Below are 21,649 nucleotides of genomic sequence, written 5' to 3' on the forward strand. Positions count from 1 at the left end.
CGCTTGTCCCTATCCGGCCGGAACGAGCGTCAGCCGCCAGATCGCGTCTCCGGGCAGAAACGGGGTCGCCCGCCCTTTCGCCCAGTCGTCGTGGCCCAAATTATAGTAAGGCGACAGCGGATGGCCGCTCTGGCCCGTGGGCATGTGGTAGAGGCCGTCCGACTCATGACCCGGCGCCACGACAAAGCGCACGGAGGCGCCGAATCCGGGCGCGGAAACGCGCGGCTGATAGACGTCGCCCGGTTGCGGCTCGTCCGGCGGATCCAGAACAATGGCGCCGATCCCGGGCGCAGCCGCGTCGAGAGGGTGATTGATGCCGGCGTGATTGGCCCGGCCCCAGGTAAAGGCCTCCAATCGCCCGCCGGCTTGCGTTTCGAGCGCCGTGGATGTCTTGGCGAGCGCGGCGTCGATGACGCCGTCCCAGTTTTCATAGCCCGGCGGCACGAGCGCCGGCGGCCGTTCGCTGAGCAGCCGCCAGGCCGGTTCGTCCGCCTGGTTGGTCGGCAACCGGCGCGGCTGAGAAGGGGCGGCCTCGAGCGGCGGCATCTTCGCCATGTAGCTCTCGTAGATGGATGAAATCAGCTCCAGCCGGAAGTTTCGCACAAGTCGATAGCCGATCGACTCCGGCGCCGCGCGACCCATCCAGTTCTCGACTGCGGGTACGAGGCGCGCATATTCGGGCTCTTGCGCATGATCTCGCAGCGTTTGCAGCAGCAGCTCCTGCCAGCGCTGCAGGACGAGACCGCGATCGTCGAGCTGTATCGCGAAAAGGTCGGGTTCGGACAAACGCGTGCGCGAAAACAGATCGTCCCGTATCTGGCGCGCTCTCGCGCCATGGGCGTAAAGTCCGACGCCGAGCTTTTTCAAGGCGTCCCCGCCGACGACGCGCGCATTGGCCGTCCAAATGCGCTGACCAGCCGGATTGTAGATCGCGGGGACCTCATCGGGCGCCAGATATCCGTTCCATCCCGCCGAGCCGTCGGCCCATGAGACTGGCGCTCTTCCATCGAGGCCAAACCGACGGGGAAGCCGGGTCGTTATCGTCCATCCCAGATTGCCCTCGGCGTCGCCCGCGACCATATTCTGATGCGGAATGCCCATGCGATGCGCGATTTCGAGCGCGACGCGCGCGCTTTCCGCGCGTTCCAGCTCCAATGCGCCCTGCAGATTCACCGCGGCGGGATCATGGGCGATCCACCGATAGGCAAGCTTGCGGCCCTTCTGGTCCTTGCCGATGACCGGCCCCCAGACGCTTTCCTCAACGACCAGAGTCTCGCTCGCCCGGCAGGCCCCGCATAACGGCTCCTCCACGCGCGCCAGCTGTTTTTGGCCGTCGGGCGTGAGGTAGCGGTCGCCTTTCTCATCCGCCGGTTCGAGAATGACGACATCGCTCGTGTCGACGTAGCTGTTGGTGAAGCCCCAGGCGACGCGGCCATTGCTGCCCGCCACGATGTTCGGCGCGCCCGGCAAGGTCACGCCGGCGACGTCGAGCGCCGGGCGCTCGGCGCCTTGCAGCACGAGTCGGGCCCTGAACCAGGTGTTCGGCACGCGCAGGCCCATATGCATGTCATTGGCGATGATGGCGGCGCCGCGGACGCTCGCCGAGCCGCCAACGCCGAAGGCGTTGCTGCCGGGCAAAGCGGGCTCGACCCAGCCCTGCGCAGAGGGCTTCGAATGGCTCGCGTGCTTTATTCCCGCCGCCGGCGTTTTTGGCGTCGGCAAGATGGATCCATCCAAAGCTGCGTCCCAGGCCGTCCCCTCCGGGAAGAGAAAGTCCGTGAGCGGTTGGCCCAGAGCGTCGAGCGCGCCGGCGCGTCGGCGCTCGGTGAGCCCGTCCGATTCCTGCAAAGTGAGATACATGGCGAAGACGGTCAGGATCGTATCTTCTGGCGCCCAAGGGGTCGGCTTGGCGAAGAGGACAAAATATTCGAACGGCGCCGCGCGCAAATCGCTCAGGCCCCGGTTAACGCCCGTTACGTAAGCATGCAGGACGTCGCGCTCCTCTGCGCTCATCGCCGCGATGATCGCCGCCGCGCGATGGCGAAACCGGTGCAGGCGGGCTGTCCTGTCCCGCTCCAGCGTCGCCCGTCCAACGAGGTCGGAGAGCTCGCCTGCGGCTGAGCGGCGCAACAGATCCATCTGAAAAAAACGCTCCTGCGCGTGGATGTAGCCAAGGCCCCAGGCCAGATCCGCCCGCGTCCGGCCGGTGAGCGTCGGGGCTCCTTTCGCGTCACGCTCGACCGTCACGGGCGCGGAGAGCTCGGCGGCCGCAACGGTCCCTTCCAGCTTGGGCAAACTGAGACGCAGCAGGCCGACGGCGCCGAGGCTGGCGGTCAGAAGAGCAGCGCCAGCTAACAGCATTGCGGATTTCAAGCGGGCGCGAAGCATCCAAAGCCCTTCCTGGCTGGGATCGCCTGTTCAACTCAAGACCGCCCGCCCGGCGCGGCTGTGGCGCCCGGCCCGAGCGAGCGCTGCATGATAACTGAATCTGTCCACGGGACATAAATAGCCCGACTGGACGCGCCTTGAGGCGCGGCCTTTGCGCGGAGAACAGGAAGGTGAAACGCTGGAGGAAATCCATCGGGCGCCGCTCTCGTTCTGCGCCCCTTTAGCAGGGGCGGTTGCGGGGCGCCGCCTCAAGTCGATCTCAAATCAGCAGGCCTGATCGGAAGCCGTCGCAAGCGCTTGCCCGTCGCGGCGAAGATCGCATTGACGACCGCGGGCGCGATCGCCGAGGTCCCAGGCTCCCCGACGCCGCCGGGCGCAGCGTCGCTTTCAATGATGTGGACGTCGATCGCCGGCGTCTCGTCGATGCGCATCATCCGATAAGTGTCAAAATTGCTTTGTGCGACGCGTCCCCGTTCGAGGGTGATTTCGCCATAGAGCGCCGCGGTGAGGCCGAAGATGACGCCGCCTTCGATCTGGGCCCTGATCGTGTCGGGGTTGACGGTCCGTCCGCAATCCACCGCACAGACGACGCGCTGCACGCGCAGCTGGCCATCCTTGGCGACGGCGACCTCGGCGACCTGGGCGATGTAAGTCTCAAAGCCAAACATCACGGAAACCCCGCGGCCGACGCCAGGCGGCAGAGGCTGGCCCCACCCCGCCTTCGCCGCGGCAAGGTCGAGCGCGGCCCTCATGCGGGGATTTCCGTCGAGCAGCGCGCGCCGATAGGCGACAGGGTCGCTTCGCGTCGCCACAGCCAGTTCGTCGATGAAACCTTCGACCATAAAGGCGTTGTGAGTCATGCCGACGCCGCGCCACCAGCCCGTCGTCAGCCCAAAGGGCGGCTCCTCACGCACATAGTCGATGAGAACATTGGGAAATGCATAGGGTCCGGCGGCGCCTTCGACAGCGTCCGAGTCCAGCCCGTTCGCGAAATCCTCCGGCGACCAGCGGGCTTCCACCGAAGAGCCGACGACGCGGTGGCTCCAGGCGATCGGCAAACCTTTGTCGTCCAGGCCGGCGGCAAGGCGGTCATAATAATAGGGGCGATAGACGTCGTGCTGGATGTCCTCTTCGCGACTCCAGATGACCTTTACGGGAAAGTCGACCTGTCTGGCGATCAGCACCGACTGGGTGACGTAGTCGACGTCGAGCCGACGGCCGAATCCGCCGCCAAGCAGTTGATTGTGGATCTGCGCCTTTTCCAGAGGAAGGCCCGCGGCTGCGGCCGCCGCGGCTCTTGCGCGCGTGACGACTTGTGTGCCGACCCAGACGTCGCAGCCGTCCTTGCGGACGTGCGCCGTGCAATTCATCGGCTCCATCGTGGCGTGCGCCAGAAACGGCGCCTCATAGGTCGCTTCGATCATTCTCGCCGCGCCCGCCATGGCGTTGGCGACATCGCCCGCTTGTTTTGCGACGACGGCGGGGCGGTTGGCGGCGTCTTCGAGTTTCTTGACGACGTCCGCGGTGGAAAGTTGGGCGTTTTCGCCTTCGTCCCAGTGGATGTCGAGCGCCGCCAGGCCCTTCTTTGCGGCCCACATATGGTCCGCGATGACCGCGACGGCGTCGTCGAGGCGAACGACCCCGCGCACGCCTCTGACGGCTCTCGCCTTGTTTTCATCGACGCGCGCCAATTTCCCGCCGATGACCGGCGAGGCGGCCACGGCGGCGATCTTCATGCCGGGGACTTTGACGTCGATCCCGTATTGCGCCGCGCCGTTCACCTTGGCGGGCGCGTCGAGGCGCTTCGCCGCCGTGCCGATCAGCTTGAAGTCCTTCGGCTCTTTCAGCGCGACCTTGTCGGGAACCGGCAGCGTCGCCGCCCTGTCGACGAGCGCGCCATAGGCGACCCTGCGCCCGGTCGGCGCATGAATGACTTCTCCGGCCTCCGCGCGGCAGGAAGCAACGCTTGCTTGCCAGCCTGCCGCCGCCGCCGTGATGAGCATGCTGCGCGCCGCGGCGCCAGCCGTGCGGAGCGGCTCCCAGAAAGCGCGCACCGAGGTCGAGCCGCCCGTGGCCTGAAAACCAATGAGGCTGTTGCCATAGAGCTTATCGTCGGGGGGCGCGTGCTCGACGCGCACCTGCGCCAGCTTAACTTCCAGCTCCTCGGCCACGAGCATGGGCAGCGACGTATAGGTCCCCTGGCCCATTTCGACCTGGGGGATGACGAGCGTCACCTGTCCGCTGCGATCGATGCGGATGAAGGCGTCTGGCGCAAAGGCGCCCGCGTCGGCGGCTTCCGCTTCGCCCATCGCCCTCGGCAGGGTCACGCTGACGAGGAGTCCTCCGCCGACGGCGGCGCCCGCACGCAGGAACGTTCGGCGAGAGACGTTCCTTTTGGACGACTCTGCGGAACCACCGGCAAGAGAGGCAAGTCGATTGAACGGCATGCTGAGCCTCGCTAGTTCTCGACGCCGGATTTCGCGGCCTGCCTGATCGCCGCTCGGATGCGAACATAGGTTCCACACCGGCAGATGTTGCCGGACATGGCCTCGTCGATGTCGCGATCGGTCGGGTCCGGGTTTTTCGCGAGCAGGGCCGAGGCGGACATGATCTGGCCTGACTGGCAGTATCCGCACTGGACGACGTCGAGGTCGAGCCAGGCCTTCTGGATTCGCTTGCCGACCGCGGTTTCTCCAATGGCCTCGATCGTCGTGATCTGAGAATCGCCAATCTCTTCGATCGCCGTCACACAGGAGGGGATCGGCGCTCCGTCACGATGAACGACGCAGGCCCCGCAAAGCGCCATGCCGCAGCCGAATTTCGTTCCGGTCATGCCCAGGACATCGCGCAGAACCCATAACAGCGGCGTGTCCGAGTCGACGTCGACAACGTAATCCACGCCGTTGACTGTGATTTTATAGGCCATGGGCGTCGTCCCCTTTGGCGTTGAACTCGGTAGGTAAGTCGTGACGTCAACGCGCCTCGCTCGAACTCGTCTTCTGCGCTCGGAACCGTTCGACGAGCTGTTCGCTTACCCGGCGAGCGGAAAGCGCCGCGCCGTCGGAGTGCGAGCTTCCGGTAAAGTCGCCGGCGAAATAAACGTTGCCGAAGGGGCGTCGGAGCAGGTCGGAGAGCGCGTCGAAGCGGGAGCGTCCGACGGGCCATGCAGCGATGGCGCGCGGATGATAGCGGTAGAAGGTCCAGCCGTGGATAAGCGGCCGGATGCCGGGAAAGCGCGCGTCGAGCGCCTCTTCGAGCCGGGCCTTGACGTCGTCCATCGCGCCCAGTCGCGCGTTGAAGTCCTCGGCCGCCGGGCCGTGGACCAGCAGATTGAGCAGGACCTCCTTGGGGGCGGCGGCCTGCCCCTCGGTCGATCCGCCGAAATATAAGACGCCGAGCGAACCGCCGGCGAGGAGAGGCAGAACGCTGCGCCCCTCAATCGTCCAAAACCTGGCCGCAGCGGGATCCAGCGCGACATGCGCCGTGAAATAGGAGCCCCAGCCCTGTGTCTGAATGGCTTGGGAATGCTCTTCCGACAGGCGGGGCGTGAACTGCAGCTCGAGCAGACGATAGAGAGGGATCGCCAGAACGGCGGCTTTCGCGTTCAGGCGCAGATTGCGGGACGTCCCGGCGTCGATCGCGCCAACCTCGACGCCGGACGGCGTCTGAATCACATGCGTGACCTGCGTATTGAGCCGCAGATGCGCCGCTCCCAGATGGGCGGCGAGCGCCTCGACCAGACGCTGGTTCCCGCCGACGACGTGATGGGGGCGCGCGCCGGGCGCGGTGAAGACATGCCACTCGGCGACGCCGTCGACGGCGCTGACGCTCTCCAGCGTCGTTCCAATCTCGGGTTCGAGAGTGGCCCGAATGAGCGCGCGGGCGCGGGCTGGGAGCTTCTGGTCTTCGAGCCATTTGCCGAAAGAGACGTCCTTGAGCGCCATCATGTCGGGCGGGATGGGCCGCGCGTCGAGCGCCTTCAGAAGCGCCTGCATCTGGCGGTCCCAGGTCTGATAGAGCTCGTAATCCTTGGCGCCGAGCACGGCTTCGAGGAAAGAGGCGTTCGTGGCCTGCACGATGGGCTCGATCCGTCCGTCGAGGACCACGCTCGAGAACGTCCTCTCGTCGTATTCCAGCGGAAGTTTAAGCGCGCGCGCCACCTCGATGGCCGGATTTCCTTCCCACAGCTCGGCGAGGCCGGTCTCCGCGCGGAGCCCGCCGGGGTAGGCGGCCGTGCGGATTCGGCCGCCGAGCCTCGGGGCCATCTCCAGGAGGGCGAAGGAGACGCCGGCCTGCTTCAAGTAATAGGCGGCGCAGAGCCCCGAGAGCCCGCCTCCCACAATCACGACGTCGACGGCCCGCTCGGGCTCCTCCGCCGCTGCCCGCGTCACGGAAAGCGAGATCGACGCCAAGAGCAGGAGCGCGGCCAAAAATGCGGCGAGCCGGGGAGTGAAGCGACTGACATGCGGTTTCATGCTCGAGTCGTCGCATGAGTCAGCGGCATGGTCCAGTCGACGAGGCGCGTGGCTGTCGAACTGAAGACGCGCAAGGAAGATTCCGAGGGAGAAAGCCGCGGCGCGCCGGTATAATCAGCGACCTCGTCCCTGCAATGGAGCGCCTGGCGTCATGCAGCCTTCACAATATGAGCGTGCGTTGGGCATGCGGCGCTCGATCAGCCGCCGCGACTTCCTCAATGGCGTTGCAGTTGGCGCGGGCATGGCGCTGGCGGATTTTCCGCCTGTGGCCGACGGCCGGCCCGCAGGCGGATTCCGGGGACAGACCGACCAGGGTTTTGCGGTCATGCATGCGCTTCGCGACGGCCGCTTCTGGGAAAGCGCCGGCCCGGCGCAGGCGCTCGACGAGCGCTACGACCTGATTGTCGTCGGGGCCGGGATCAGCGGACTTGCGTCGGCTTTTCTCTATCGCCAGCAGGCGGGCGCGCGCGCGCGCATCCTCATCCTGGACAATTCCGACGATTTCGGCGGCCACGCTGTCCGCAATGAATTCACCGCGTCGAACGGGCGCCGCATCATCGGTTATGGCGGCTCCAAATCCCTGCAAACGCCGAGCTTCTTCTCCCCGGCAGTCGCGACGTTCTTGACGGACGTCGGGATCGACGTCAGCAAATTCGACAAATGGCGCGACCGACGCTGGGCGGCCGACCGCGGCCTCGGGCCAGCGGTTTTTTTCAGCCGCGAGGCCTTTGGCGCAGACGGTCTCTTCAAAACCGACGGCAAACCGGCCGAGTGGATCGCGCGCACGCCGCTCGACGAAAAGGCGAAAAGCGATCTCGTCAAGCTGTTGAGCGCGCCGGACGATCCCTTCAAGGGCAAGACCCGGGCCGAGAAATTCGCGCGTCTTTCGGAAACGACTTATGAAGCGTTCCTTCTGGAAATCCTGGGCCTGCATCCGCAAGTCGCCGCCTATCTGGCGGACGCCACGAAATCCTACTTTGGCGTGGGCGCGGAAGCCGTCGCCTGTCTCGACGCTCGCGCCATGGGCGCTCCCGGCTTCGACGCCATGGATCTGGGCGACGCGGTTCACCCGACGCTCAGTCCCAGCGGGAGGCTGATGCAGAGGAACCCGGATCCCTACATTCACCACTTTCCGGATGGCAACGCCTCTTTGGCCAGAGCGATCGTGCGTCGCCTCCTTCCCGAGGCGCTGCCAGGGGAGTCAATCGAAGATCTCTTATTGGCGCAGCTGGACGACAGCCGCCTGGATCGGGAGGAGAGCCGAACCCGCATTCGCCTCGGCTCGCCCTGCGTGCGTGTTCAAAATGTTCACGACGCCGTGGAGGTTTGCTACGTCAATAACGGCAGATTGCTCAAGGCGTCGGGGGGACATGTCATTCTGGCCTGCTGGCATCGGGTGATCCCGCTGCTCACCGACGAACTTGCGATGGAACAGGCGGAAGCCCTGAACGATCAGCACAAGGTTCCGCTGATTTACGCCAATGTCTTGCTGCGGTCGTGGGAGTCCTTCGCCAGACTGGGCGTCGTCGGCTTCAGGGCGCCGGGCGCCTGGTGGGAGGGATGCTGGATCGACGAACCCGTGAGCATTGGCAGTTACCGCTTTGCCGATACGCCGAGCGATCCTGTGCTCCTGCACCTTGGAAAGGTCGTGATCGGGGGCAAAGGGGAGCCTGCGAGAGAGCAGGCGCGCCGTGGACGCCATATGTTGGCTGGCTTGGCGTTTTCACAGATGGAATTCCAGATTCGCGATCTCCTGGCCCGCGCCATGGGAAACGGCGGACTCGATCCCGCCCGCGACATTGAAGCGATTGCGATCAATCGCTGGTCTCATGGCTACAGCTACGAATATATGCGCCCATGGGACCCTTATTGGCCCGAGGGGCGGCTGCCGATTACGGCCGCGCGTCGCGGATGGGGGCGCATCGCGATCGCCAATTCGGATTCGGGCGCTTACGCCTACGCCCATTCCGCCATCGATCAGGCGGCAAGGGCAGTGCGAGAATTGCTGGGCGCCCCTGATGGCGCGCCAGCCTACGCCCGCTTTCCCGGTCCGCCGTTAGAGAAGATCGGACTGGAATAATCCGCAAGCGTCGACTTGCTTCCAAAGCGCCGCGATTTGACCGGCGTTATGGCTCATTGATTGGTCGCCTGCATGTCGCAAAAATGTTTTCGTCGGCCCCTATTAACATCGCTGCTTCAGGTGAAGCGATGGAGGCGAAAATGAACGGCTTTCTGATCCCCGCCGTGATGCTCATTATGGTGGTGGGAGCCGCCCTTTATATCGCGCGCACGGGGCGCAACGTGAATTCCTGATACGAATTGACCCGTTTCTTCCTCTAATCGACTCCCCCGCGATCGCGGGGGTTTCTTTGTGCAGCCTCCCCCTCTCGGATTCGGGCCGGCGCCCTTGGGCGAGCAGCCGACGCAAGCTGTTCCCGGCGATCCGCCAGGGCGCTGGCCATGTTCCTGATGCGCGAGGACGGACGCAGACGCCGACGCCGATCAGCCGGCCGGCGATCTCGGCGCGCGTGGCCATTGCGTCTCGTTCGAACTCGCCCTACAGATAAGCTCGAGATGAGCGGCGAGATGAAGCGATTCGTGTCTTTGCGGGCGAGATCGATGGGCCCGTCCGATGCGGCGCGATGGGGGAACACAGTGCAGGGCGTCGTCCTCCGCACGCGCAAGATTTCAGCGCTCCGTTTCGCTTTGCGCCAAATCTTGCTCGTCGCCGCCGGCTCCGCGTCGGCGGAAATCAGCGTGAGGCCGGACGCGCTGATGCATTATTCCTATTGCATCAGCCACGCCAAGCAGCGCAACGGCGTGTTCCTGCTCGATCGCGGCACGCTCTATCGCTGCGGAGACGACGTCGCGGTCGCTTATTTCAACTATCTTGGTCGGCGGCGAGCGCCGGAGAAACGCGCGGTGGAGGGCGAGGGCGTCTTCATCTACCGGCTTATCTCCGGCGTCGGCAAATGCTGGAACAAGATTGAAGATGCTGAAGGCAATCCTGTCTCAATCTATGGTTGCGACGTCTACGTGGAACTTTGACTTGCTCGTTGGGGGATGGACTAAAGATGCAGCCGAGGGGTTTGGAACGCAGCATAAAATCGACGGGCGGCCGCGCCCGACTGAAGCCTCCCCTGAGCCGTCGCGCCGGCTTCACCCTCGTCGAAATGCTCGTCGTGCTCGCCATCATCGGGTCGATCGTGGGTCTCGTCGGGCCGCGCGTGCTGAACTATCTTTCGGAATCGCGCGTGAAGACCGCGCAAATCCAGATGGAAAACATCGCGAGCGCGCTCGATCTCTTCTATCTCGACGCCGGCCGCTACCCCACGACGGAGGAGGGGCTCACGGCCCTGGTGCAGCGGCCAGCCGCAATCTCCTCCTGGAGCGGCCCCTATCTCAAGGGGAACGCCGTCCCTCAGGATCCCTGGGGTCATCCCTATCTCTATCGGGCGCCGGGCCGAAATGGTCCCTATGACGTCGCGTCAATGGGGCCCGAGGGCCGGGAGGGGTCCGCAGGCGCGCTCTCGCGCAGCGTGCAGGCGAAGTAATTTTGGCGCCGACGCAAGCCTGCGGGCGCGTCGGCGGGAAGCGCGCGGGATTCGCTTTACTTGCCGTGATCTGGGGCCTCGGCGTGATCGCGATGCTTGTCGTCGCCTTTCTCGACGCCGGCCGTTTGCGCCTCCAGACGGCGGTCAACGTCGCCGCCGCGACGCAAGCGACCTACGTGGCTGAAAGCGCCGTCAATCGAGCCATTCTCGCGCTTCTCGCCGGTCGCGACCGGCGGACGCCGACGGCCGAGACGATCTATGACGGCGCGCCGGAGTTTTGCATGTTGGACGGCGCGGCGGTGGCCCTCGGCGTGGCGGACGAAGGCGGCAAGATCGATCTGAACGCGGCGCCGCCGGAGCTCTTGCTGGCGGCGCTTCGCGCATTCGGAATCGACGAGCGCAACGCGCAGGACGCGACGCGAGGGATCATCGCCTTCCGGACGGCCCCGAGCGGCGATCCCGGCCTGTTCGGCGAGAGCCCCGCGGGCGACAAGCCAACGCCGCCAAAGCAGGGCCTGTTCGAGACCGTGATGGAGCTCGATCAGGCGAGCGGCGTCGACGCCGCGCTGTTTCGCCTGCTCCTCCCCTTCGTGACCATTCATTCGAAAGCCGCCGGCGTCGACGCGCGCGCGAGCCCGCCGGCGCTTTTCGCCGCTCTTTCCGGCTATCCGGCCGAGGAGGTAAAAGCCCTCGCCGCAACGCCCTATCCCAATCGTCTCAATCGCGCCGACCCGCGCTTTCCGGCGCGCTTCAATCAGGCCGGCGTCCAGAGCGCCTTTTTGATCCACGCCGAAGCGGCCTTGCAACAGGTCAGACGATCGCTAAAGACGCTCTGGTCGATCTGCGTCCGCCGAGCGGCAAGCCCTTCGCCATCGTCGAGTTCAGGCGGGGGCCGTCCCAGTATGCGGCGCCGCTGCGCGCAATGCTCGAGGCCAATGGCGCCGGCGTTCCGGCGTGCTAGGCCTCACCGCGTCTCCCTGTCCATGCGCCAGGGGCTTTTCGACCAGGGATCGAGGAGCGTGCGCCGCGCCGACTGTTCGATGTCATGCGGGCGTCCGATGGCGCGCGAGGAAATATCGAGCAGTTTACGCTTGTATTCCTCGGTGATCTCGCGGCCCTCGCTCAGCGTGCGCACCACATGCGGCGTCAGCATGATGATGAGCTCCTGCTTTTCGATCGAATCCCCATGGTTCTTGAACAGGTTTCCAAGAATCGGGACGTCGCCTGCGACGGGGATTTGGGCCGCGCTCTTGCCCGCCTGATTTTTCACGAGCCCCCCGAGCATGAGCGATTCATTGTCATTGACGACGACTTGGGTCTTGACCCTGCGTTGCTGAATCCGCGGGGTCGTGCTGCTCGGGTCCGACAAGGGATCGACATTGGAAACCTCCTGCTCGATCTCCAGCATCACGCGGCCGCTTTCGCTGATGTGCGGCGTGATTTTGAGAATGACGCCGGTGTTGGTGTAATTGACCGAATTGAACGTGTTCCCGATCGCCGAGACGCTGGTGAGCGTCTGTACGGGGATCTGGTCGCCGACCTGCAAAAGCGCCTCGCGATTGTCGAGCACGGTCAGCGAGGGCGTCGAGATGATGTCGGTGTCGGTGATGGCGTTCAGCGCATCGAGCGTAACCTGCTGGTTGAGCGTGCGGAAGGCGTAAGCAAATCCCGGAAAGGCCGCGCCGACGTTCGCGCCCAGAAGATTGCTGCCGAGCAGCGTGTTCGGGGCCGGCTCCCGGCCGGGCAGGTTGCTGAAGCCGAACAGGTTCGGATGGCTCTGCATGAACCAGCGCACGCCGAAACGAATCGTGTCGTTGAGCCGCACTTCGGCGATGGTGGCTTCGAGAAAAACCTGGTTCGGCAGCACGTCGAGCGTCTCGATGACTTGCCGGATCCGGCGGTAGTCCTCGGGCGTCGCCATCACGACGAGCGCGTTTTTGGCGTCGTCGACCCCGATCTTGTAGCGGTCGTTGTCGAGGCCGATCGCGGGCGTCGGACCCCCGCCGTTAGTCGAGGCCCCGCCGGGCACGCTCAAGCCGCTGACGCTGCTGGGCCCGCTGGACGCGCCGGGAAAGCCTGCGCCAGCTCCGTCGCCGCCGAGCGGCCCGCCGCCCGTCGACGCGCCGCCGTTTCCCATCGCCGCGCCGGCGTTGGCGGGTCCCGACGTCGACGCCGCGCCGATTGCGCCGGAAGGCCCGCCGCTTGCCGGGCTCGAGAGCGACGACGGCGTGAACCGCGGCGAAACATTCGACTCGACCTGTCCCTTGGAGCCGAAGAGCGAGGTCAAAACCGTCATCATTTCTTTGGCGGGCCGGTTCTGGACACGATAGGTGAAGAACTGCTTCTCGCTGTGCTCCGCGCGGGCGTCGAGCTTTTCGATCCAGGCGCGGGCGCGCGCGATGTATTGCGGCTGAGGCGAGATGACCAGTATCGACGACAGGCGCTTATTGCCGATGAAACGGACCATCCCGCCCATCGGCCCCTCTCGTTCGGAGCCGAAAACGGCCTTCAGGTCGTCGGCCAGGAGATCGGCGTCGCCGGTGCGCACCGGCACGAGCGCGAAGGACATGCCTTTCATCGTGTCGATGTCGAACATGCCGATGGCGTCGAGAATCGTGCCGACGTCCTGTGCGGAGGCGTTGATCGTCAGCGTATTGCGGGCGTCGTCGGCGCGCAGGATGGAGCCGCGCTCGGCGATGGGCTCCAGCACCCGCCGCATCTCGGAAGCGGAGACATAGCGCAGCTGCACGACCCGCGCGGTCTCGCCGAGCGGCGTGGCCTCCGGCGGCGCGGAATCGCCGACGATCGCCTCGCCGGACTGAGCGGCCTGGTCGCTGGGGACGATCTTGTAGACGCTCCCGGCTTTGACCACAGAGGCCCCGGAAAGTCGCAAAGCAGACTGGAAAAGGTCGAGCGCGACGCTCTTGCGCACCGGGTTCGCCGTATGGACAGTCACCTTGCCATCGAGCTTGGGATCGACGACGAAGTCGCCGCCGACGATGTCGCCAATGACGATTTTCGCGGCCTCGGCGATCGGAAGATGGGACAAGTTCAACGTCACCCCTTCCTCCTCGCTTGGCTCCGGCGCCGCCGGACGCGGCTTCGCCGATCCGACCAGCCGACCCGTGCCGGTCGCGATCAGAGTCTTGCCCTTGCTCCGCGGGGACAGCGCAGCATGCGTGGAGCCTGTTTCGTCGCCAAGCGGTCCCTGCGTCAGCGGCGCCACGCTCCATTCCGCCACGGGCGGACCGCCCGAGACCGAAGACGCGTTGCAGGCGGCGAGCGCAACGGGCGCCAAAGCCAAAGTCGCAGCTCGGGAGATCCAGCGCACGTTAAATAACCCGCAAGTTAAACCACATCTTCAGGGGGCGACTCACCCATCCACGCTCGCTCTGCGCGCATCGATCGCCGCGCGATTCGAGCCGTAAGCTTAACCATTTCCGACGGCCAATCGACGAAGACGGGCCCGCCGTTTTCGCGATCGGGAAGGCTCTTTGGCGCGCGATCTCGCTCATTCTTTCCGTCGCCGTTTGCGCGTCGAACTGCCGCCGCCCGCGTGCTGTCGTCGGCGACGCGCCCTTGCGCCCGTGGCCTGGAATATTTTGCTCGGCCGTTCGGCGGGTCGGCCGCTGACCGCGGCCGCCTGGGCCTCGCTCCTGACGTTCGGCGCATTGCTCGGCCAGAGCGCCGCGCTCGGCTGGCTCATTCTTCCAAGCGTCTGTTTGTTCGCCGCGCTCTGCCTCGTCTCGCTGTTCGACGTCCGCTATTTCGTTATTCCGGACGGACCGCTCGTCTTTCTCTTTCTCTGCGGGCTCGCCACCTCCCTGGCGCACGCGCCGCAGGAGACGGGGGCGCGGCTCGCAGCCGTCGTCCTGGCCTTCCTCGCCTTCAGGGCCGTCGCCCTCGCTTATGCGGCGCCGCGCGGCGCGCCGGGCGTCGGAGAGGGCGACGCCCGCTTCTTCGCCGTCGCCGGAATCTGGCTGGGCGTCGAGGGCCTCGCGGGCTGCCTGATCTATGCGACGTTCTCGGCGCTGTTCTCGGCGGCCGTCGCGCTGCGTCAGGGAGATCTCGCCGACGCGAGCGCGCCCGTGCCCTTCGGACCGCATCTGGCGCTGGGCCTGTGGCTGTCATGGGCCGTTGGTCCCATCGGGTTCGGTTGAACCGCTTCGGAGACGACCCCGTCTAGCGCTGACGGATGGCGACCGTCGAGGCCGCCTCCAGGATGCGGCCCAGACGTCTGGCGCTGATCTTGACGGAAACGAGCGTGGGAAGCGCGCCGGCGTTGCGCCAGCCGCCGCTCCAGGCCGGGGACTGGTCCTGCTGCGGCGCGCCGAAATAGGCGATCTCCAAGGCGGCGAGGCCGCGAAGAAGAACGGTTTTTCGCATCGTCGCGCGGGTTGGGGCCAGGCCCTCTTGCGGCCGGTAGATTTTCGTCCACACGGCGAGTTCGTCGCCGCCCTCGCTTCCGATCTCCGTCAAGATGAGCCCGCCCCATTGCGCGCCGCCCTCGCTCAGCATGACGAAGCGGCAGAATGTGGCGGCCCCGAGAAAGACGGGCGCCGGCTCGGACTGCCCGCGTTGGGTCTGTTCCGGGTGAACGAGAAAGCTTCTCGCAACGAGCGATGAAACCGCCCGCGCCGCGCTCTCGATCTCGTCCAGCGCCTCGCTCGCGCGGCTGGTTTCCCAACTTCGTCGGCCAAGGTTTACGCCGCCCATGAGCGACGCCGTGATCAGGGCGACGAGACTGATCGCCAGCAGCAGTTCGAGAAGGGTGAAACCATTCCGGCCCGGTCGCTTCATGGCGCGGCGGGCTCCTCGACCGGCCTGATCTTTACGGCGGACAGCGTGAAGCTCTCTCCGTAACCCGACGGCTTCCGGATGACGAGGCGCGCATGAAAGCTCGTCAGCGCCGGCCGCCCGCTCGCGTCGGCGACGCTTCGCCCCGGCGTGACGGACAGCGACCAGTGGAGGCCGTCGGGATAGCGGCCGCTCGATTCGCCGAAGGGCGTGGGTCCGTCGACGCCGAGCGCATCGAGCTGCGAAGCGCCCTGCCGCGCCGCGCGCATGAGAAAATCGGCGCGCGCCTGGTTGCGCACGCCGCCGCTCACCCCATTGAGGAGCTGCCCGAGCGTCATCGCCAATATCGCGAAGGCGGCGAGGGCTTCGATCAGTGAAAAGCCCCGCCGCGATGTCAGCTGACGGCGCATCTGGCCTCGCCCGTCAGCCAGTTGACGGCGATGGTCGCCCGCGCGTCCGGCGTCTGCAGCGTCATGTCGCCGCCCGTCGAGCCGCCGTCGGGAAAGAAGGCGATGGCGCCGCGCGGCGGCGTCAGTTGCGGGGCGCCGGCGACGTTAAGGGTGATCAGCGCCTCGGGAGGAAAACGCCCGGGCGCGCCGACGGGCGACGCATAGGCGTTGCGCGCGAGATCGATGACGATGGAGGTCTCGCTGTTGGTGGCGATGGCGCGGGCGCGCGCCGCGCGCAGCGTCGCGCAGAAATTTCTGGCCGCGATCTCCAGCCGCATGCGCGCGGACGGCGGCCGCAGGCGTTGCGCCGCCGCTCCGGCGACGAGGGCGATCAGCGCCATCACCACGACCGCCTCGAGCAAGGTGAATCCTTGCCGGCGCTCCAGACCTTTCGGAAGCCGCCTCATTTCGCCGCGAGATCGTTGATGCTGAGCACGGCGTCCATCACCGTCATGATCAGCCCGCCGACAACGGCGGCGATGGCGATGGTCAGAGCGGGGGTGAGCAGTCCCATCGCCCGCTCGATCGAGCGTTGCGTCTGGCGCTCGAACATGGCGGCGACGCGCAGGAGCATCTCGCCAAGTTGCGCCGTCTCTTCGCCGATGGCGATCATCTGCGTCGCCGCGGGCGGCAAATGGGGCACGCCCGAAAGCGCGCTGCTGAGATTGGAGCCGCCGCGCACCGCCTCGATAACGCCGGCGAGTTCATGATTGAAAAAACTGTCGGACACCGCCGCGCGCGCGCTTTCGAGGCCCTGCAAGAGCGGAACGCCGGCTTTCAGCATCGCGCCGAGGGTGCGGGAGAAGCGCAGCGCGGCGAATTGCGACAGCAAACCGCCGATCACCGGGAGGCGAAGGTAGAACCGCGCGATCGCGATCCGCCAGGCGGGCCGGGATCGCGCCATTCTGTAGAAGAGCGCGACGCTCGCGGCGACGGCGCTGAGCGCGAAAGCGACGACCCCGGCGTTGGCCTCCATATCCAGAATGAACTGAAGCCCGGGCGGCATGTCCTTGCCATTGTCGGCGAAGATCGGGGCGACGCTGGGAACCAGCGTGCCGAGCACGACGCCCGTCGAGATCACGGCGAGCGTCATCAGCAGCGCCGGATAGATGAGGGCGCTCTGAATGCGCGCTTTCAGTTCGAGACGCCGCTCGAGCATCTCGGCGAGATCGGCGAGCGCAGGCCCGACGCGTCCGACGGCCTCCCCCTCCCGCACGACATTGACATAGTCCGGCGCGAATAGGTCGGGTCGACTCGACAAGGCGTCGGAGAGCGACGCGCCCTCGACGATCCGCGTCAGGATCTCTTGCGCCAAAGCCCGCAGCGGCGCGGCGGGGCTCTGCGCGGCGAGGATGCGCAGGCTCTGATCGAGCGGCACGTCGGCCTGTTCGAGCGTGGCGAACTCCCGCGTGAAAGACGCGATCTGCGCGGCGTTGGGGCCGCTCTTGAAAAAGGCGCGCCGGGCGATGGCGGCGGCCGGCTCCGCCGCCTGCGTCTCGAAGGGCGTCAGCCCGCGGCGAAACAGCGCGTCTTCGGCCGCCTCGCCGCTCGGCGCCTCTATGTCGCCCTCGACGAGATCGCCCGAGCCGCTATAGGCGCGATAGTGGAAGATCGGCATTTAGCGTCAATCCATGCGTGTGACGCGCGCGACTTCGTCGAGGGTCGTCTCGCCGCGCCAGGCCTTGGTCATGCCGCACTGATACATGGTCGTCATGCCGCTTTCGCGGGCCACGGCCTCCAGCGTCGCGTCCGGCGCGTTCTCGCAGACGAGGCGCTGCAGGCGGTCGTTCATGATGAGAAGCTCGGCGATCGTCGATCGGCCCGCGTAGCCCAGTTGGCGGCAGTGGGGGCAGCCCTTGGCCGCGGACAGCCGGTCGCTCCCGGCGGCGAAGCGCTCTCCTGCAAATTGCGCGCGGAGCTGCGCGCGCGTTTCGAGCGGCGTCGCGCAGGCCGGGCACAGGCGACGGACCAGCCGCTGCGCCAGAACCGCCTTCACCGTCGAGGCGATGAGATAATTCTCCACGCCCATGTCGACGAGCCGCGTGATCGACGCGGCGGCGCTGTTGGTGTGCAAGGTCGAGAACACGAGGTGGCCGGTGAGCGACGCCTGAATGGCGATGCGCGCCGTCGCGGCGTCGCGAATCTCGCCGATCATGACGATGTCGGGGTCCTGGCGCAAAATGGCGCGCAGCGTAGTGGGAAAGTCGAGCCCGATCCCGGGTTGCACCTGCACCTGATTGACGCCCGGGAGCTGATATTCGATCGGGTCTTCGACGGTGAAGACCTTGACGTCGGGCGTGGTCAGCTCCTTGAGCGCCGTGTAAAGCGTCGTCGTCTTGCCCGACCCCGTGGGGCCGGTGACGAGGACGATGCCGTTTGGATTGCGCATCGCCTCGCGCAACTGCGCCGTCGTCTCCGGCTCGAATCCCAGCCTGTCGAAATCGAGCGCGATCTGACTGCGGTCGAGAATGCGCAGGACGATGCTTTCGCCATGCGCCGTCGGCAGCGTCGAGACGCGAAAATCAATGTCCACGCCGCGAATGGCGAGCTTGATGCGCCCATCCTGCGGCAGGCGGCGTTCGGCGATGTCGAGCCGCGCCATGATCTTGATGCGCGACGCAATCGCGGCCTTCAAGCCCGGCGGCAGGATCTCGGCCGAGTGCAGCGCGCCGTCGATCGGGTAACGAACCTGCACGGCGTCGAGCGATGGCTCGATATGAATGTCCGACGCGCGCGCTTCGATGGCGTCGGCGATGATTTCATTGACGCGGCGCACCACGGGCGCCTCATTGGCGATGTCGCGCAGGCGCTGGAGGTCGTATTCGCTGGCGTCATTGGCGCGCAGATCGTTTTCGATGAAGGCGACGCCCTGGCGCGGCGCGCCATAGAGCGACGACCACGCCTTTTCGAACTGCGAGGGCGGGATGAGGCGCAGGTCGATGTCGTAGCCCGTCGCATAGGACAAAGCGCGCACCGGATCGAGGTCGAGCGGATCGATGACCGCGAGAGTCAACCGCCGCCCCTCGACCGAGAGCGGCAACAGGCCGTTGGCGTGGATGAATTTCTCGGGAACGTCGCCGCACAGGGGAGGTTGGAGCGGAATTTCCGCGGGCTCGATGCGCGGAATCTCGAGGAATTTGGCGAGATGGGCGCAAAGATCCGCCTCTGGAACGAGGCCGAGCTTCGTCAGCACATGATCGAAGCGCTCGCCGCTCTGCGCCGCTGCGCGAAGCGACCGCTGCAACGCCAGCTCGTCGATCGCCTTCTCCTCGACGAGGAAGGCCCCGAAGCCCGCCGCGAAATCGGCGTCGCTTCCGGGCGGCGAATGTTTGGCCGCGGCATCGCCGGTTGCATCGCCGGCCAGAAGTTGCGTTCTCATCGACAGCCCTTTGCAGCGTCCGCGCGCCGATCAACGCTTCGGGTCAGGATGACATATTTGCGGGTCCGAAGACAGCCGCGCGCGCACCATCGCGTTTGCGCTTCTATCCCCTTTCGAGCATGAAAGATTTTGCTCCAGGCGCCCGATGTGGGCCATCTCGACGAACGCTTTTTCTCCGGCCTGATTGCCTCGCCTCGCGTCGGCGGCTATTTTGAGGCGTCGCAACTGTCGGGGTCTTTCGAGTGGCGAGCGCGTTGTGGACGCAAGACAATCTCGGACATTCGCTGAAGACGGCCGCGCAGCGGCTCCTCGCCTGGTATCGGCGTGAATTTTTCAGCCTCTTCTCGCCGGGGACGATCGCCTGGCTGACCGACCGCGGCGATCGGCGCCTGATTTTGAAGGCCGGCGAGCGCGATCTCTCTTGCGTCGACGCGCGCGGCGCGCCTCTTTGGCGTCTTTCCGGCGACGAAGTCGCGTCCGCGTCGCTCGAAGGGGCGCTCGGCCGTCGCGGTCTGACGCGCAACGCCGTCCGGGTCGGACTCGAGATCGAGACCCGCGCTTTCTTCGTGCGCCGCTTCGACATTCCCAACGCCGCCGTCGCCAATCTGCCGAAGCTTCTGATCGCCGACATTGAACGCAAGACCCCTTTTCGGGTCGCGGACGTGCTTTACGGCCATACGATCGCCAGGCTCCCGACGACGCCGGACAAGTCTCGCGTGAGCCTGTGGATCCTGCGGCGCGACATCGTCGCGGAGACGGTCGAACGCGCGGGCCTCGCGGTCTCGGACATCGCTTTCATCCGGCCCTGTGGCGAGGGCGACGAAGAACCCCCCGTCATCCGCCTCGCGGCGACACAGGGGACGTCCCATCGGCTCCGCAACATTGCGCTCGGGCTCTTCATGGCGACGGCGATCTTCACGGCGACGGGCGTCGGCGTCACGCTGTGGCGCCAAGACGCGCTCATTGCGGAACTGGACGCGAAGATACAGGACATGTCGGCGCGCGCCGCCCGCGTGCGGCAGGTGGTGGATCGCGCCTCCTCGGAGAGCCGGCTGCTCGCGGTGCTGCGCAGCGCCCGCCGGAACGGCCCGCAATTTGGCGACCTATGGGAGGAGGTCGCGCGCATCCTCCCCGACAGCGCCTATGTCACCGATTTGCGCTTGAGTGAAACACAGACCAATGAGCGGGCGGTCGACATCATCGGCTTTGCGAGTTCCGCAGTCGGTCTCCCCGCCCTTTTCGATCATTCGCCGCTTTTCAGCGATGCGGCGCTCACGGCGCCCATCACGCCCGACCCGCGCGAAAAGCGCGAGGGCTTTTCGTTGCAGGCCAAACTGGAACAACAGAAGCCGGCGGGCGGCAGATGACGCGGCGTCTCGCCTGGCCCCTGACCTCGCGCGCGCTGCGTCAGGCGCCGGCCGGGCGTCGCGCCGTCTTCGCTGGCGTCAATCTGCTGGCCCTGGCGCTTTTCTATCTCCTGTGCATCGAACCCGCGCGCCGCCTGATCGCAACCGGCGCCGAGGCTGTCGCCGAACGGCGTCAGACGCTCGCCCGCTATGAGGCCGTGGTCGCCCATGAAGAGCAGATTCAGGCCTACGCCCGGCAAGTCTCCGACATCAATGGTCGCGGCGAACTCCTGGACGGCGACGGCGACGGCGTCATCGACGCCAATCTGCAGGCGCGGCTGAAGACGCTCGCGGAAGCCTCGCAGGTCACGGTCAGGTCGATCCAGGTGTTGCCCCCAAAACCGTTCGAGGGCGTGACGCTGGTCGGCGCGCGGCTCAATGTTTCGGGCTCCTATGACAATATCCACGCACTGGCGCGCGCCCTCGAGGGCGAGCCGCCCTTGCTGCTCATCACCGGGGCGAGCATTCGCAACCAGGCGATGTTTTGGGGCATGCCGCGGCAGAGCGAAGAACTGGAAGCGCAATTCGACGTTTTCGGCGGCGCGCCGAAAAAGGGCCGCCCATGAAAAACGGCCGCCCATGAAGCGCGATAATGCGATCCTGCGCATCGCCGCAGTGACGAAAAATGCGCCGTCGCGGTTCTTCAGACTCACGCGCTCGCCGCTTTCGCCCCTCTCGGCGATCGGCCTCGCGGTCTTGACCGCCTTTACCTGTGGGGCGGGCTTCTTCGCCCTCTACGCCGCCGTCAGCCCGGTGGAGAGCGACGGTTTCGTCAACGTCGCCGACTGGACGCCGCCGACCCTGGGCGTCGTCGACCTTTATCCGCCAAAGCCGGCCTCGGCCGACACGGAGTCCCTTTCGCGGCCGATCTTCGCGAAGGACCGCAAGCCGGCGTCGAAGACCGCGGCTTCCGCGACGGAGGCTGTCGTCGAGGGGCCGACCGGCGTGACGGTCGCCGCAATCGTACGACACAACAATGCGACAAAGGCGTTCCTCGTCTCACCGGATGCGCCCGACGGCGAATGGCGAAAGGTCGGCGACGCCGTCGAGGCCTGGACGGTGACCTCCATCACGGCGACGGAGGTCGTTCTCGAGAGCGGCGGACAATTGAGCAAACTGAAGTTATATGGCGAGGCGACGCCAGACGCCGGAAGCGAGGCCCCCGCTGACGACGCCAATGCCGATCCTGCGTCCAGATAAA

General features: G+C 66.2%; 19 protein-coding genes. 8 read left to right on the forward strand and 11 right to left on the reverse strand.

All coding sequences use genetic code 11. The annotated features are described in order from the left end of the window. Nucleotides 1–9: 9 nt before the first annotated feature. The 4 genes from RVU70_RS20270 to RVU70_RS20285 all read right to left on the reverse strand — a co-directional run bounded on the left by RVU70_RS20270 (nt 10) and on the right by RVU70_RS20285 (nt 6,863). A complete protein-coding gene (locus RVU70_RS20270; protein ID WP_363352145.1) occupies nt 10–2,361 on the reverse strand; it encodes a penicillin acylase family protein in 2,352 nt (783 codons plus the stop codon). Between the two features lie 275 nt (nt 2,362–2,636). Continuing rightward, entirely contained in the window at nt 2,637–4,835 is a 2,199-nt protein-coding gene (locus tag RVU70_RS20275) for a xanthine dehydrogenase family protein molybdopterin-binding subunit (RefSeq protein WP_363352147.1), read from the reverse strand. An 11-nt stretch (nt 4,836–4,846) separates the two neighbouring features. Continuing rightward, nucleotides 4,847–5,314 carry a (2Fe-2S)-binding protein gene (locus RVU70_RS20280; protein WP_363352149.1) on the reverse strand — a complete coding sequence of 156 codons (468 nt, stop codon included), beginning with the start codon at nt 5,312–5,314 and terminating at the stop codon, nt 4,847–4,849. Nucleotides 5,315–5,360: 46 nt separating this feature from the next. Continuing rightward, nucleotides 5,361–6,863, reverse strand: a complete 1,503-nt coding sequence (locus RVU70_RS20285; RefSeq protein ID WP_363352151.1) for an NAD(P)/FAD-dependent oxidoreductase — start codon at nt 6,861–6,863, stop codon at nt 5,361–5,363. Nucleotides 6,864–7,014: 151 nt separating this feature from the next. On the opposite strand from RVU70_RS20285, the gene RVU70_RS20290 reads away from it, so the two are divergent. The 4 genes from RVU70_RS20290 to gspG all read left to right on the forward strand — a co-directional run bounded on the left by RVU70_RS20290 (nt 7,015) and on the right by gspG (nt 10,417). After that, nucleotides 7,015–8,943, forward strand: coding sequence for an NAD(P)-binding protein (locus RVU70_RS20290; protein ID WP_363352153.1), 1,929 nt, complete (start codon nt 7,015–7,017; stop codon nt 8,941–8,943). Nucleotides 8,944–8,999: 56 nt separating this feature from the next. Beyond that, nucleotides 9,000–9,176: a hypothetical protein gene (locus tag RVU70_RS20295; protein WP_363352155.1), complete on the forward strand. Its 177-nt coding sequence runs from the start codon at nt 9,000–9,002 to the stop codon at nt 9,174–9,176. Nucleotides 9,177–9,482: 306 nt separating this feature from the next. Continuing rightward, nucleotides 9,483–9,911, forward strand: coding sequence for a hypothetical protein (locus RVU70_RS20300; RefSeq protein WP_363352157.1), 429 nt, complete (start codon nt 9,483–9,485; stop codon nt 9,909–9,911). A 26-nt stretch (nt 9,912–9,937) separates the two neighbouring features. After that, nucleotides 9,938–10,417, forward strand: coding sequence for a type II secretion system major pseudopilin GspG (gspG, locus tag RVU70_RS20305; protein WP_363352159.1), 480 nt, complete (start codon nt 9,938–9,940; stop codon nt 10,415–10,417). Between the two features lie 56 nt (nt 10,418–10,473). Here the strand turns inward: gspG and RVU70_RS20310 are convergent, their stop codons facing one another. Both RVU70_RS20310 and gspD read right to left on the reverse strand, forming a co-directional pair. Then, entirely contained in the window at nt 10,474–11,019 is a 546-nt protein-coding gene (locus tag RVU70_RS20310; RefSeq protein ID WP_363352161.1) for a hypothetical protein, read from the reverse strand. A 362-nt stretch (nt 11,020–11,381) separates the two neighbouring features. Next, a complete protein-coding gene (gene gspD, locus RVU70_RS20315) occupies nt 11,382–13,721 on the reverse strand; it encodes a type II secretion system secretin GspD (RefSeq protein ID WP_363352163.1) in 2,340 nt (779 codons plus the stop codon). A gap of 283 nt (nt 13,722–14,004) precedes the next feature. Here gspD and RVU70_RS20320 point away from each other — a divergent pair, with 283 nt between their 5' ends. Beyond that, entirely contained in the window at nt 14,005–14,577 is a 573-nt protein-coding gene (locus RVU70_RS20320) for an A24 family peptidase (protein ID WP_363352165.1), read from the forward strand. Between the two features lie 22 nt (nt 14,578–14,599). On the opposite strand, the gene RVU70_RS20325 is transcribed toward RVU70_RS20320, so the two are convergent. The 5 genes from RVU70_RS20325 to RVU70_RS20345 are packed head-to-tail and all read right to left on the reverse strand — an operon-like array spanning nt 14,600 to nt 19,042. After that, the gene (locus RVU70_RS20325) at nt 14,600–15,217 is read right to left on the reverse strand and encodes a prepilin-type N-terminal cleavage/methylation domain-containing protein (protein ID WP_363352167.1); all 618 of its coding nucleotides are present in this window, start codon (nt 15,215–15,217) and stop codon (nt 14,600–14,602) included. Continuing rightward, a complete protein-coding gene (locus RVU70_RS20330) occupies nt 15,214–15,624 on the reverse strand; it encodes a type II secretion system protein (protein WP_363352169.1) in 411 nt (136 codons plus the stop codon). Before RVU70_RS20330 ends, RVU70_RS20325 begins: the two co-directional genes overlap by 4 nt. Then, nucleotides 15,609–16,070: a GspH/FimT family pseudopilin gene (locus RVU70_RS20335; RefSeq protein WP_363352171.1), complete on the reverse strand. Its 462-nt coding sequence runs from the start codon at nt 16,068–16,070 to the stop codon at nt 15,609–15,611. The genes RVU70_RS20330 and RVU70_RS20335 overlap by 16 nt, the downstream gene beginning before the upstream one ends. Then, entirely contained in the window at nt 16,067–17,281 is a 1,215-nt protein-coding gene (locus RVU70_RS20340) for a type II secretion system F family protein (RefSeq protein ID WP_363352173.1), read from the reverse strand. The genes RVU70_RS20335 and RVU70_RS20340 overlap by 4 nt, the downstream gene beginning before the upstream one ends. 6 nt (nt 17,282–17,287) lie before the next feature. Then, nucleotides 17,288–19,042, reverse strand: a complete 1,755-nt coding sequence (locus tag RVU70_RS20345; protein ID WP_363352175.1) for a GspE/PulE family protein — start codon at nt 19,040–19,042, stop codon at nt 17,288–17,290. A gap of 254 nt (nt 19,043–19,296) precedes the next feature. Between RVU70_RS20345 and RVU70_RS20350 the strand changes: the two genes are divergently transcribed. Genes RVU70_RS20350 through RVU70_RS20360 form a run of 3 tightly spaced genes read left to right on the forward strand, consistent with a single transcriptional unit; the run spans nt 19,297 to nt 21,648 of the window. Next, nucleotides 19,297–20,409: a PilN domain-containing protein gene (locus RVU70_RS20350; RefSeq protein ID WP_363352177.1), complete on the forward strand. Its 1,113-nt coding sequence runs from the start codon at nt 19,297–19,299 to the stop codon at nt 20,407–20,409. Continuing rightward, nucleotides 20,406–21,014 carry a type II secretion system protein GspM gene (gene gspM, locus RVU70_RS20355; protein WP_363352179.1) on the forward strand — a complete coding sequence of 203 codons (609 nt, stop codon included), beginning with the start codon at nt 20,406–20,408 and terminating at the stop codon, nt 21,012–21,014. Before RVU70_RS20350 ends, gspM begins: the two co-directional genes overlap by 4 nt. A gap of 13 nt (nt 21,015–21,027) precedes the next feature. Next, nucleotides 21,028–21,648, forward strand: a complete 621-nt coding sequence (locus tag RVU70_RS20360; protein WP_363352181.1) for a hypothetical protein — start codon at nt 21,028–21,030, stop codon at nt 21,646–21,648. The last annotated feature ends 1 nt before the right edge of the window (nt 21,649 follow it).

This window comes from Methylocystis echinoides, assembly GCF_040687965.1.
In the GTDB taxonomy this organism is placed as follows: Bacteria; Pseudomonadota; Alphaproteobacteria; order Rhizobiales; family Beijerinckiaceae; genus Methylocystis; species Methylocystis echinoides_A.

Coding starts and splice junctions, on each gene's coding strand:
- RVU70_RS20270 (WP_363352145.1), bottom strand. CDS start 2,361: ATGCTGTTAGCTGGCGCTGCTCTTCTGACCGCCAGCCTCGGCGCCGTC.
- RVU70_RS20275 (WP_363352147.1), bottom strand. CDS start 4,835: ATGCCGTTCAATCGACTTGCCTCTCTTGCCGGTGGTTCCGCAGAGTCG.
- RVU70_RS20280 (WP_363352149.1), bottom strand. CDS start 5,314: ATGGCCTATAAAATCACAGTCAACGGCGTGGATTACGTTGTCGACGTC.
- RVU70_RS20285 (WP_363352151.1), bottom strand. CDS start 6,863: ATGAAACCGCATGTCAGTCGCTTCACTCCCCGGCTCGCCGCATTTTTG.
- RVU70_RS20290 (WP_363352153.1), top strand. CDS start 7,015: ATGCAGCCTTCACAATATGAGCGTGCGTTGGGCATGCGGCGCTCGATC.
- RVU70_RS20300 (WP_363352157.1), top strand. CDS start 9,483: ATGGGCCCGTCCGATGCGGCGCGATGGGGGAACACAGTGCAGGGCGTC.
- gspG (WP_363352159.1), top strand. CDS start 9,938: ATGCAGCCGAGGGGTTTGGAACGCAGCATAAAATCGACGGGCGGCCGC.
- RVU70_RS20310 (WP_363352161.1), bottom strand. CDS start 11,019: ATGAATGGTCACGAAGGGGAGGAGCAGGCGAAACAGCGCGGCGTCGAC.
- RVU70_RS20325 (WP_363352167.1), bottom strand. CDS start 15,217: ATGAAGCGACCGGGCCGGAATGGTTTCACCCTTCTCGAACTGCTGCTG.
- RVU70_RS20330 (WP_363352169.1), bottom strand. CDS start 15,624: ATGCGCCGTCAGCTGACATCGCGGCGGGGCTTTTCACTGATCGAAGCC.
- RVU70_RS20335 (WP_363352171.1), bottom strand. CDS start 16,070: ATGAGGCGGCTTCCGAAAGGTCTGGAGCGCCGGCAAGGATTCACCTTG.
- RVU70_RS20340 (WP_363352173.1), bottom strand. CDS start 17,281: ATGCCGATCTTCCACTATCGCGCCTATAGCGGCTCGGGCGATCTCGTC.
- RVU70_RS20345 (WP_363352175.1), bottom strand. CDS start 19,042: ATGAGAACGCAACTTCTGGCCGGCGATGCAACCGGCGATGCCGCGGCC.
- gspM (WP_363352179.1), top strand. CDS start 20,406: ATGACGCGGCGTCTCGCCTGGCCCCTGACCTCGCGCGCGCTGCGTCAG.
- RVU70_RS20360 (WP_363352181.1), top strand. CDS start 21,028: ATGAAGCGCGATAATGCGATCCTGCGCATCGCCGCAGTGACGAAAAAT.